The 12,589-nt window shown below is 40.1% G+C and carries 9 protein-coding genes and 1 tRNA gene; 7 read left to right on the top strand and 3 right to left on the bottom strand.

Annotated elements, in window-relative coordinates:
• Position 1 precedes the first annotated feature (1 nt).
• Together F3G88_RS01700 and F3G88_RS01705 are read left to right on the top strand one after the other, a co-directional pair.
• Positions 2-865 (top strand): cytochrome-c peroxidase, encoded by an 864-nt coding sequence (locus tag F3G88_RS01700; RefSeq protein WP_149715209.1) that lies wholly within the window; start codon positions 2-4, stop codon positions 863-865.
• A complete protein-coding gene (locus F3G88_RS01705) occupies positions 858-3,275 on the top strand; it encodes a bifunctional diguanylate cyclase/phosphodiesterase (protein ID WP_149715210.1) in 2,418 nt (805 codons plus the stop codon). Before F3G88_RS01700 ends, F3G88_RS01705 begins: the two co-directional genes overlap by 8 nt.
• Before the next feature lie 211 nt (positions 3,276-3,486).
• On the opposite strand, the gene F3G88_RS01710 is transcribed toward F3G88_RS01705, so the two are convergent.
• A tRNA-Glu gene (locus F3G88_RS01710) sits at positions 3,487-3,561 on the bottom strand.
• A gap of 65 nt (positions 3,562-3,626) precedes the next feature.
• On the opposite strand from F3G88_RS01710, the gene F3G88_RS01715 reads away from it, so the two are divergent.
• Genes F3G88_RS01715 through F3G88_RS01735 form a run of 5 tightly spaced genes read left to right on the top strand, consistent with a single transcriptional unit; the run spans position 3,627 to position 9,592 of the window.
• Complete coding sequence (locus F3G88_RS01715) at positions 3,627-4,097, top strand: hypothetical protein (RefSeq protein WP_103574123.1); 471 nt, start codon at positions 3,627-3,629, stop codon at positions 4,095-4,097.
• Positions 4,094-4,945: a deoxyribonuclease IV gene (gene nfo, locus F3G88_RS01720; protein WP_149715211.1), complete on the top strand. Its 852-nt coding sequence runs from the start codon at positions 4,094-4,096 to the stop codon at positions 4,943-4,945. Before F3G88_RS01715 ends, nfo begins: the two co-directional genes overlap by 4 nt.
• Complete coding sequence (locus F3G88_RS01725; protein WP_149715212.1) at positions 4,942-6,183, top strand: OmpP1/FadL family transporter; 1,242 nt, start codon at positions 4,942-4,944, stop codon at positions 6,181-6,183. Before nfo ends, F3G88_RS01725 begins: the two co-directional genes overlap by 4 nt.
• Before the next feature lie 8 nt (positions 6,184-6,191).
• Positions 6,192-7,859 carry a fatty acid--CoA ligase gene (locus tag F3G88_RS01730; protein ID WP_149715213.1) on the top strand — a complete coding sequence of 556 codons (1,668 nt, stop codon included), beginning with the start codon at positions 6,192-6,194 and terminating at the stop codon, positions 7,857-7,859.
• On the top strand, positions 7,859-9,592 hold the full coding sequence (locus tag F3G88_RS01735; RefSeq protein ID WP_149715214.1) for an ATP-binding protein: 1,734 nt from the start codon (positions 7,859-7,861) through the stop codon (positions 9,590-9,592). The genes F3G88_RS01730 and F3G88_RS01735 overlap by 1 nt, the downstream gene beginning before the upstream one ends.
• Positions 9,593-10,689: 1,097 nt before the next feature.
• On the opposite strand, the gene fliI is transcribed toward F3G88_RS01735, so the two are convergent.
• Complete coding sequence (fliI, locus tag F3G88_RS01745; protein ID WP_004317323.1) at positions 10,690-11,997, bottom strand: flagellar protein export ATPase FliI; 1,308 nt, start codon at positions 11,995-11,997, stop codon at positions 10,690-10,692.
• Entirely contained in the window at positions 11,994-12,566 is a 573-nt protein-coding gene (gene folE, locus F3G88_RS01750) for a GTP cyclohydrolase I FolE (RefSeq protein ID WP_012001018.1), read from the bottom strand. The genes fliI and folE overlap by 4 nt, the downstream gene beginning before the upstream one ends.
• Between the last annotated feature and the right edge of the window lie 23 nt (positions 12,567-12,589).

Raw genomic sequence — 12,589 nt, forward strand, 5'->3', positions numbered from 1 at the left:
TATGAAAAAAGTTTTATTTTGGATGGTAGTATCTTTTTGCATTTTGAGCGCAAATTCATCATTTGAGCCAGTGCTTTCATCAAAATATAACGAAAAACAAGCCTACATCGGCAAGAAACTTTTTTTTGACAAAAGGCTAAGCACCACTGAAAACTACTCATGCGAAACTTGCCACAACTTATACTGGAATTTAAGTGGTACAAACTCATCTTACACCAGCCAAAAAGGCGTTATAAACCCACCTAGCGTGCTAAATTCGGCTTTAAATTTTCTATTTTTTACTGATGGTAGGATAAGAAGCTTAAAAGATCAGGTAAAAGAGTCGATAAATTCTAGAAATGAGCTAAATTCAAACAAAGATGAGATAGTAAAAAAGGTAAAAAGCATAGGCGAGTATGGAATTTTATTTAATGATGCATATAGTGATGGCATAAACTATGAAAATATAGTAGGTGCTTTGGCAGAATTTGAAAAGGCTATTTTAAGCATAGATTCGCCATTTGATGAGTATCTAGCTGGCAATGACGACTCCATAAACGCTGAGGCGAAAAAAGGCTTTGAGCTCTTTAATAAAGTAGGCTGTGTGGCATGCCACAATGGTAGAAATTTAGGTGGGAATTTGATGCAAAACGTGGGCTTAAAGGATGCTAGTGAGAGCAGGCGCCTTATGCGTGTGCCTTCGCTTAGAAATGTAGCAAGAACAGCTCCATATCTAAGTAGTGGCGAAATGAGCGATCTAAAAGAAGTCATAGGCTTTGTGAGCTATCATCAGCTGATCCACACACTAAATAGCGAAGAGCTGGGGCAAATTTATAAATTTTTGCTAACGCTAAATGGACGCAGACCTAGGATACTAAATGAATAAAAGACAAGCAAATATCATCTTAATCGTCCTAGCAATCATCTTTTGCTTTAGCTCAACCTATATCTACATGGCAAATAAAGCAGTTACTGCTGTTAGTAAATTTAACGATACGATCTTAAGTCTTATCTTGCTAGATAATGAGCTAAGCTTCACCCTAGAGAACAACGTACTTCGCTTAAACTACGACGATGTAAATAAAAATTTAAGAAGTTTTGATCAAAATTTAACCAGACTTGATGAGCTAAACGCGATCATACAGGTCTTTTACCAAGAGAAAAATGCCAAAACTTTAAAGGTCATAAACGACGACTTTTTAAAAAAACAAAGGCTTGTAGATAGGTCAAACTACGCTAGTTCGTCAATGGCTGCTTATATCTTATCAGGCGAGTTTGAAATAGCATCAGAAAAAAAGCTAGATGCACTTAATGTGATATTTCACGCGATAAAAAGCTCAGCCATAATCAGCCCCGAAACGCTAAATCAAACAAAAGAGCAGATACTAAAGTATAAAGATACCTACAAAAACGACGCAAAAGCGATCTTGGTGCTAAATAAGGCAACTTACGCGCTTGAATTTGCAAAAAACCTAAGCACCATAGCTAAAGACTCTGTTGATCTAAAACTTGGACAAGAGCTAAGAAAATTTAGAGATGATGCCCTAGCCTCTTACAGCATAATGATACGAAATATAGTGATAATGCAAGTGCTTTGTTTTATCAGCTTTGTGCTATTTTGCGCACTGGCCTTTTACCAAGCAAGGGTGCTAACCAAGCAGCAAAAACAAATAAAACTACTAAAAACGACAGTGGATGCTGGACACAGCTCTATAGTCTTTTGTGACAATAACAATAAAATTTTATATGTAAATAAAACCTTTGAGGCAAAAAGTGGTTATAAACTAAAAGATGTTGTCGGAAAAAGCCCTAAAATTTTAAAATCAAATATGCACCCAGAGAGCTTTTACGCTGAGATAAGAAATGCCATAAATAAGCATACTTCTTGGGAAAGCGACGAGCTGATAAGCAGAACAAAAAGTGGCAAACTGCTCTATGAAAAGGTGCGTTTTGCGCCATTTTTCTTTGAGGGCAAGCTAGAGGGCTATATGGCTATAAAGCTTGATAGGACAAAAGAGCTTAGCATGCTTAAAGAGCTAACTCAAAAAAACGAGCAGATAAAAATTCAATCCTCAATCGACAAGCTAACTGGCTTTGGAAACTATTTTGCTCTGACCGAGATGATAGAAGCGAAAAAAGATGGAATTTTGATCAGCATAAGCATCAAAAACTATAAGATGCTGCGATTTTTCTACCAAAACAAGGTCATCGAAGCCATGCTAAAAGCGGTGGCAAATACGCTAAAACTCTGTGTTGATACCTACTCTATAAATGCTGAGCTATTTAGGTTTCAAGATGATGCGTTTTACATCTGGTATCAAGGCGATGATATCGTTAGAGATATCGGCTTTATAAAAGAGTATTTTAACTTTAGCAGGATGAATATCGAGATAGATGGTAAATTTGAAAATCTGCCTGGCATCAAGATAACTCTTGGCGTCTCTTTGTCAAATGATACACCGCAAACAAACCGCCTAATGCAGTCGATCCTAGCCAATCAACAAGCAAGCGATAGCGGCAACGAGATCTACTACTACCTAGAAAATGACGCGATCGAGATGAGATACTATAAAAACCAACTCATAACCGAACTCATCGAGTACGCCCTAGAAAACGACAAGGTGATAGTTGAGTGTCAGGGAATTTTTAACGTGCAAGAAAATGAGACAGAGGCAAAATACTACGAGGTTTTGGTGCGTATAGTCGATCAAAATGGCAAGATCCGCTACCCAGGCGAGTTCTTAGAGATCGCGATGAAAACGCAACTCTATCTTCAGATAACAAAAAAGGTGATCGCTCTAGCCTTTGATCTAGTGAAAAAATATCCAGACTATACATTTTCTATCAACCTTTCAAGCTCGGATCTAACAGATCCTGGTGTGAGAGAAATTTTAGATGAAAAACTAGAGAGTTGCCCGGATCCTAGTAGAGTTTGCTTTGAGATGCTAGAGAGCGAAGAGCTTAGCGACTACGCCATGGCAAATGAATTTATAAAAAGAGCTAAAAAATATGGATGTAAAATCTCAATCGATGACTTTGGCTCTGGCTACTCTAACTACTACCGAATTTTAGAGCTTGATATAGATAACATCAAGATAGATGGCTCGATCATCAAAAAGCTACCAACTGATGAAAACGCAAGAGTTTTGGTTGAGACTATCGTGAGCTTTGCTAGAAGACAAGGCTATAAGATAGTGGCTGAGTTTGTGAGCAACGAAGAAATTTTAGAATATATAAAGAAATTTGGAATTTCGTATGCGCAGGGATTTTTGCTAAGCAAGCCACATCAGATGTAAATTTTGCAGTTATTTTAAAGCCTATTAAAAGGCTAAATTTAACTGCTTTTTACTTTTATACTTGCGCAAAACCTACTTTTTAAATTTTGCTAGACGTGAAATTTGATCTCTTTTTACAAAACGAAAATTTAAGAATTTGTTTTTAGAAAGCTTGAAATTTGGATTAACTAGATTTTAAAGCTTATGTGGATAAGATTTTGTCTTTTAGAAGTGGTGACCCATACGAGACTCGAACTCGTGTTACCGCCGTGAAAGGGCGATGTCCTAACCGCTAGACGAATGGGCCACGGTCGGTTATGAAGTTGGGATTATATTACTTTTTAACTTAAATTTACATAAAAGGACAAATCGTTGAAGAAATTTTCACTTGTTTTATTATTTGCTCTCATTTTTTCAGGCTGTGTTGCGACTAAAACACCGCAAAGATCGCAAGCTTTTCAGGTCACTTTATTTTCTCCGATGATAAAGATAAATGATGTTGGATTTTTTCACACATACAAAAATGATCTAAATTTGCAAATTTATAGCTCTGGCGTCAATACCGCAAATATCAATATAAAGGACAAAATTTGCGTAAATAGCGCTTGTTTTAAAAAGACTGAATTTAACGAGAAATTTTTTCTAGCGCCGCATTATGAGAGCCTTTTTGAAGAGATTTTGCAAAGACAAAAAATTTATGACGGCAAAGATCTAAGCACCACAGAGTGCGGCTTTAGACAAGATCTAAGTTCTTATTTTATAAAATACGAAGTTTGCGATAACTACGTCAAATTTATCGATAGCAAAAATAAAATAAAAGTGATAATAAAAGAGTTAAAATGAGATACATTGGGGCTCACGTAAGCGCGGCTGGAGGCGTATCTAACGCACCGATAAACGCTGCAAAAATAGGAGCAAATGCCTTTGCACTTTTTACAAAAAATCAGCGCCAGTGGAGCGCAAAGGAGCTGAGCGAGGGCGAGATAGAGCAGTTTAAAGCAAATTTAAAAGCCTCTGGTATAAGCGCCGATCATGTCTTGCCACATGCAAGCTACCTCATAAATTTAGGCCATCCAGAAAAAGAGGCAAGAGCTAAGTCCCTTGAAGCCTTTATCGACGAGATAGAGCGAGCTAGTCAGCTTGGATTAAAACTTTTAAATTTCCACCCTGGCTCACACCTAAAGCAAATAAGCCAAAATGAGTGCCTAGATAACATCGCAAGATGCATAAACGAAGCGCTAAAACGAACAAGCGGCGTAAAACTAGTCATCGAAAACACGGCCGCACAAGGCTCAAATTTAGGCTTTGATTTTGCGCAGCTGGCGTATCTGATCGAGCGTGTGGATGATGAGAGCAGAGTTGGTGTGTGCATCGACACTTGCCACGCATTTGCCGCTGGGTACGATCTAAGAACTAAAGAGGCTTACGCTAAGACGATGGGCGAATTTGACGCGATCATCGGCTATAAATTTTTATCTGGCATGCACCTAAATGACGCTAAATTTGGTCTTGGCTCAAAAAAAGATAGGCATGAGAGCCTTGGCAAGGGTGAGCTTGGGCTTGGCGCTTTTGAAAATATAATAAATGATGATAAAATAGGCGAAATTCCCTTGATTTTAGAGACGATTGACGAGAGTATTTGGGAAGATGAGATCAAAATTTTAAGAAACCTAGAAAAGGAAAAGCTATGAAAAGAGTGCTTTTAAGCATTATTGCGACGTGTTCATTGTTAAATGCTGGGGGTTATAAGGTCCCTGAGCAAAGTGCTGACTCTTTGGGGCTTGCTGCTAGTAACGTAGCCTTTAGTTTTGGGGCTGATGCGGCTTATTTTAACCCTGCAAATATGATGTTTTTAGACGGGCTTCACCATTTTGAAAGTACGCTTGGTTGGTTTCATATAAATTCCATCGACTTTAAAAGCGATGGTGGCAAGAGCTACAGCTCAAAGAAATTTGACTCACTAGCTGGCACATTTAGCTTCGTAACGCCAGAAATTTATGAAAACTGGAGATTTGGACTAGCCCTTGCCGTGCCTGCTGCTGTTGGTATCTCGTGGGAGGATCCAGAGACTGCTTTTACTGGTAAGAGGTTCAAACTACAAGTTGTCGAGCTAAATCCAACCGTAGCTTACCGCATAAATGACAAACTTGCCATTGCTCTTGGCGCTAGAGGCGTTTATAGCAAGGGTAAGATAGCAAGCGACTTTGGACGTTTTGGTTACAGAGAGATACAAGGTGATGGCATAAACTACGGCTACAACGTCGCTCTTACATATAGACCTATCGAGGAGCTAAGCTTTGCGGTGACTTACCGCTCGAAGGTAAATTTAGAGCTTAAAGGTAACACTGATGCTGATTTTAATGGGGCTCTAGCACCTATAAGCTATCATGGCAAAACAAGAGTTGAGATCCCTCTACCTGCACAGCTAGTGCTTGCTACTGGATATAAATTTAGTGATTTTACCCTTTTGCTAGCTTTCGAGAGGACATACTGGTCTAAATTTAAAGATTATGACTTTGAATATGATGATAAGACGGCAGCTCATTCACACCCTATTCTAGGTAGATACTTTAAGGCATTTATGGACGATCCAGTCGTTAAAAATGCAAAAGATACAAACACATATAGGATAGGCCTTGCCTACGATGTAAATGAGAAGCTTAGGCTAATGGCTGGCTTTTCATACGATGAGGATATCACTAGCAGCGAGCATACTGGCTTAGAGCTTCCAAACACCACCTCTCAGGCATATTCGTTTGGGGCAAACTATAAATTTACGCCAAATTTAGAGCTAGGACTAGGCTATCTCTATCAGCACCGAGACAAAAAGCGTGCGACAGATATAAAAACTGGCGCTGGCTCAATGTCTGGCGAATTTGACGCAAGTAGCGTTCAGATAGCTGCAATGACATTTAAATACTCTTTCTAGGGCTAAAAATGCAATACTCTTATAATAATTTTTATGAAATTTTGACCAAAGTAGCAAAGCAGAGTCCAAACCAGATAGCGATCTTTGATGAAAAAGAGAAGCTAAAATACCACGAAATAAAGCAAAACGTCGATAAAGTGGCGGCTTACTTGCAGCTTTGCGGAGTAAATTTTGGCGACAAAGTAGCTATGGCTGTGGCAAATTCGAAAGAATTTATCATCTCATACCTTGCTATCACAGCTATCGGTGCGGTTGCGGTGCCGATGAATACCTTTTTAAAAACAAATGAGTTTGAGTATATCTTAAATGACTGCGGTGCAAGGGTGCTTTTCGCCTCTAGCTCTCTTGCAAAGGAGCTAATAGCACTTAGCGAGCTTGAAATTTTAAGAAAGATCATCTGGATCGGTCAAACGCCTAAAAAACTTCAAAGCGCCTCAAAAGACGACTATGTAAGCGTTGATGAGGAGTATGGCGAGAGTGCTTATCTCTCTTCTACGCCACAAATTTCAAAAGAGGATATGAGCAAGGACTATGAAAATAACGGCCTTGTAAAAAATGTAAATTTCAGCGAAGCACTAAATCACAAATACACTCTAAGCATCACGAAATACCCCAAAATAGACGATCTCATGCATATCATCTACACCTCAGGCACCACAGGCAAGCCAAAAGGTGCTATGATAAGCTATAAAAATATCTTCTCAAACGTCATTGGCGCTCATGAGCGTTTCAAGGTTAAAAAAAGCGATAGATTTATCGTATTTTTGCCGATGTTTCATAGCTTCACGCTCACAGCTATGGTGCTTTTACCGATATATGCAGGCGCTTCGATGGTGCTCGTAAGATCGGTCTTTCCATTTTCAAATGTGCTAAAACAGACGCTGCTTAAAAGAGTTACTGTATTTTTGGGTATCCCAGCCATCTATACAGCCATCGGCAAGGCAAAAATTCCTTGGTATTTTAGATGGTTTAACCGCATAAGGCTATTTGTAAGTGGCGCTGCTCCGCTTGCTAAGCAAACGATCGATGATTTTAGAGTGAAATTCCCGCGTGCAACGCTAGTTGAAGGATATGGCCTTAGCGAATGCTCGCCAGTCGTAGCGGCAAATTTATTTGACAAGCAAAAGCTTCTAAGCGTGGGCCCTGCGCTAAATGGCTATGAGGTCAAGATCGTAGATGATGAGATGATGGAGCTACCAGTTGGGCAAATAGGCGAGATCATCGTAAAAGGCGACTGCGTCATGCAAGGCTACTACGGCATGCCAGGCGTGACAGATGAGACCATCATAAATGGCTGGCTAAAGACTGGGGACCTTGGCAAGATCGATGAAGAGGGCTTTATCTACATCGTTGATCGCAAAAAAGACCTCATCATATCAAAGGGCATAAACATCTATCCACGCGAGATCGAAGAGGTCATCTATAAGCTTGAAGCCGTCGAGGCGGCAGCAGTAATTGGCGTAAAAGACGTGCACGCAGACGAAGAGGTCGTAGCTTTCATACAAGTAAAAGATGGCATGGATCTTGATGAAAAGACGGTTAGAGAGCATCTAAAGAAAAATTTAGCAAATTTCAAAATTCCAAAAAGCATTTATTTTGCCGAGGAGCTACCTAGAAATGCCACTGGCAAGGTGCTAAAACGTGTGCTAAAAGAGCAGATAAAGGATAAAATTTAGTGAAGTATTTGCTTGATTTTCTAAACCAAGACCTCAAAAAAAGTAAAATTTACGAGCTTATAAAGTGCGGAGATGAAGAGGGAGAAATTTTAAAATACCTAAGCAAAGCCTACGTGCAAGGAACGGCTAGCATGAGCGTTTATGAGCTGCTTGGGGCTGTTTTTGGCACGCAAAATGACAAGCAGCTTTTGTACCTTAAATTTATAAAAAATTTGCTGGGTAGCGGCTGGATAGTGCAAAACTACAGCCTCTTTAAAATGCCAGAGAACTCACAAAAAAGCTCAAACCAAGGGCTACTTTCGCTACTTCACTCTGAAATTTCACTCTCAAGCACATTTTTAAAAATTTTAGAAGATGGCAACGCTGATATAAATTTACCAGAGCTTGCGCCTTATGAAGATCATTTGGAGTATTTAAAAGATCAGTTTTTAAAGATAGAGCTTTACTCAAAGGCTGCGATATTTGAAGGTGGCTCAAATGACCCTAAAAAGCGCATAAATGAGCAAATTTCTGAGCTTACAAAGCGGATAAATGAGCGCGTAAAACTAAGCAAGATCAGCCTAAAGATAGAGCAAATTTTTAAAGAAAATTCGCTTGATGAAAAAGAGCAGATCATATTTTTAGCCCTTTTAAAAGAGGAGTACGCGGGCGACTTTGAAAATGGTCGCGACCTAAACACGTTAGTTGGGCTAATAAGTAAAGATGAGCTTGAACGCATCAAAAATCGCACTCTTTTAGAGGATGGCTCAAGGCTCATAGAGGGCGCACTTATCGACTACGACGAGATTCTAAACGCTTATGGCAACGTTAGCAAGAGCTTTTTTATAAACGAAGAAATTTTGCAAAGCATAATGCACCCAAAAAATGACAAAAACAGCAAGAAAATCAAGATCGAAAGCCTGGTAAAAGAGCAAGAAATTTTTGAGTTAATAGAGCCAGTAACGAGCCTAGAAGACGTCGTGCTAAATGAAAAGACAAAGCAGCTTTTAAGCACGATACTAAAGCAAGTCGATAAAAAAGTGCTCGCCAGACTTAGTAGCTGGGGCATAAAAACTAGAAAAAATATAGACGCTAAGATCATCTTTTACGGCGAGCCTGGCACCGGCAAGACCATGAGTGCGGTTGGGCTTGCAAAGAGCCTAAAGAAGCAAATCCTAAGCTTTGACTGCTCAAAAATTTTAAGCAAATATGTCGGCGAGAGCGAGCAAAATGTAAGGAAAATTTTTGATACCTACAAAGAAATTTGCAAAAAAAGCGACAGCGAGCCGGTGCTCTTGCTAAACGAAGCCGATCAGTTTTTAAGCACAAGGGTCGAGAGCTCAAGCGGGGCTGAAAAGATGCATAATCAAATGCAAAATATCTTTTTAGAGCAGATCGAGCGCTTTGAGGGCGTGCTGATCGCAACGACAAATTTCTTGCAAAGCCTTGACGTGGCGTTTTCTAGAAGGTTTGACTATAAGATCGAGTTTAAAAAGCCTGATTTTAACGGTAGGCTTGCCATTTGGCGTAAAATTTTGCCTGAAAATGCGAGCTTTGAAGATGGCTTTAGCGTGGAAAGGCTGGCTGAGTTTAACCTAAGTGGCGCTCAGATCGTCCTTGCGCTAAAAAATACCGCTTTAAAAGTGGCTATAAAAGATGATGGGATTTTTACCTTTGAGGACTTCAAAACGACGATAGAGCGCGAGCTAAGCTCAAGCTTTGGCGAGGATAAAAAGATGGGATTTGGCTATTAGGCCTTATCTTATTTTATAAATTTGATTTTGCGTTACACAAAACCGCTGGAATGATGAGAAATTTGCTTTACTCAATAAAATTTAGATGAGTTTTGCCGCTAAAATCACGAAAAAGGCGAGTTAAATTTAAGCTTTGACGATGAAAAAGATAGATAACTGCCGAGAGTGTGAAATTTTGTTTTTATACGGAGCATGTCCCTAAAAGCAATAGGGAAAGTGGGCTAAATTCGAGCTTTGATGAGAATAGAAAGATAAATTTTGCACTTAGATTTTTAAAGTATGTTGCAAGTTTTACGCAACCACAAAGGCAAAAGTGCGGCTATCAAATTTGCTTTTATCTATTAAATTTACAAGAAGCCTGCCACTAAAAATTTATAGAAAATGCGAAACAAATTTGATCTTTGGCGTAATTCTCTTATGCTTTTTTAAATATACGCTTTGCGTCAGAAGACAAAGTCTAAAATATCAGTACTTGCCAAACTAAACGTGAAATTTTTTACAATTAATTTTTGGCAAAAGCTACGATAGGATAGGCACTCGCCCATAGGCTTTTTGCATAAACTTAACTCACTCGCTTGCCATAAATTTACTACTGCAACCTTTACAAACAAGCAGATGGTCTCAAATTTTAAAAATTTATCCACTCTGCAACTCTCATTTAGGCAGATAAATTTTTATATAAGCTGTTTTAACGCTTTGTCGCCTCTAGTTGCGCATACTTTTGCATTAAATTTTGTTTTTATCTATGCAAATTTGCAAAAGCCACAAGCAAGATAAATGCTATTTCAAATTTAATGTCACATTTTTTACAAACAAGCATTTTTAACAAAAAAGCCAAAAATTCTAAATTTTATCTGCCATTTAAAGCGCTTACGTGACTGCTTTTTTATAATACTTTATCGTTTTTTGCCTAACACAAAAAGCCGCCCACTCCACGAAATTTAACCTCGCAAAATCACATAAATTTTAAATTCTACCCCGCGACTTTTGCAACATCACTTTTCGCACCAAAAAATGCAAAATTTACCGATCTTTTTAATAAAAGATTATGAAATTTTAGTAGTCAAATTTATAAAAAGGTTGCAAATTTCAGAAATTTACTGATTGATCTTATCAAGCAACTCTTCGACCTCTTCAAGCGCAAAGGCCTCTTCTGAGCTTTGTTTTAAGAAGCTCTCCATAAATTCTTTCTTTGAGATCGCAAGGTCGAGCTCCTTGTCGCTGCCCTTTTGATATGCGCCGATGCGAAGCAGGACCTCATTTTCTTTTAAAAGTGAGTAAAGGCGCTTAAATTTCATCGCATTTAGCTTGTGCTCTTTGCCGATGACGTCGCCCATGACACGCGAGGCCGAGTTTTGGATATTGATAGGTGGGTAGATGCCAAAGTCCGTTAGCTCGCGGCTTAGCACGATGTGGCCGTCTAGGATAGAGCGGCTTTGGTCGGCTATGGGGTCGCTCATATCATCGCCCTCGACTAGCACGGTGAAAAACGCCGTGATACTGCCCTTGCCCTCCTCTTTGCCGGCGCGCTCCATTAGCTGTGGCAAGAGTGTGAGCGAGCTTGGCGGATAGCCCTTTGAGGTCGGTGGCTCGCCAAGCGCAAGACCGATCTCACGCTGCGCCATCGCAAAACGCGTCACGCTATCCATGATAAAAAGCACGTCGTTGCCCTGCTGTTTGAAGTACTCAGCCACGCTCATCGCACAAAATGCGCCGTATTTTCGCATGAGCGAGCTGTCATCACTGGTCGCTACGATGATGACCGTGCCCTCTAGGTCGCCGCCTAGGTTTTTTTCTATAAATTCAGGCACCTCACGGCCACGCTCGCCTATTAATGCGACCACTTTTATGGGCGCTAGCGTATTTTTTACGATCATACCCATGAGGGTTGATTTGCCTACGCCTGAACCTGCGAAAATTCCCAGCTTTTGCCCCTTGCCGCAAGTAAGTAGCCCATCTATCGTCTTTATGCCAACGCTAAAAGGCTCATTTATAAGACCCCTTTTCATCGCATCTATCGGCGCTCTCATGATCGGCATATATTCAGTCGTATCAATCGCCCCTTTGCCATCAATGGGCTTCATAAATGGATCGACTACGCGACCAAGCAAATTTGGCCCCACAGGTATGCTCATGCCTTGATCGCTCTCATAGACAAAGTCACCTATCCTAAAGCCCTCGACAAAGCCAAACGGGCTGATATAAGCGCCATCTGTTTTTATCTGCGTGACCATGCCAAGGCCGTTTTTACTCTTGTCTTTTGCGACTATTCGCACGATGTCGCCGATACTTGGACGAAGTCCAGTGATCTCTATCGTAGTAGCTGTGATCTTTGTGATGACGCCAAAAGTATTTGAGAGCTTCACGCCCTCTTTAAGCCTTGAATTTATACGCTCTAAACTCAAAAATGCGTTTCCCTAGGCGAATTTATAAGCGAGAAAAACTCTCGCCTTGTGTCGGCGTTTTTTATAAAGCAGCCCCTAAGCGCAGAGGTCGTTGTAGTCGAGTTTATCTTCTCCACACCTCTCATCTCAACGCACATATGCCTTGCCTCGACGACTACTCCAACGCCTTTTGGAGCGATCACGTCCTCAAGCGCCTTTGCGATCTGCTCGGTCATCTGCTCTTGAATTTGCAAGCGTCTGGCGTAGATATTTACCATGCGTGGAATTTTACTAAGGCCAACAACCTTGCCATTTGGGATGTATGCCACATGCACACGGCCAATTATTGGCAACAAATGGTGCTCACAAAGGCTGTAAAACTCGATGTTTCGCATTAAAACCATTTCGTTATTTGAGCTAGTAAATAGCGCGTCACCAAGGACTTCTTTTGGGTCCTGCTCATATCCGCTAGTTAGAAATTTAAAAGCTTTATAAACGCGTTCTGGGGTTTTAATAAGCCCTTCTCTGTTTGGATCTTCGCCGATGATAGTTAGCATATTTTTAACTGAATTTTCAAAACTCTCTTGCATAAATTTTCTCCATAATTTTATCG

It is taken from the genome of Campylobacter concisus (assembly GCF_902460675.1).
Lineage (GTDB): Bacteria > Campylobacterota > Campylobacteria > Campylobacterales > Campylobacteraceae > Campylobacter_A > Campylobacter_A concisus_AJ.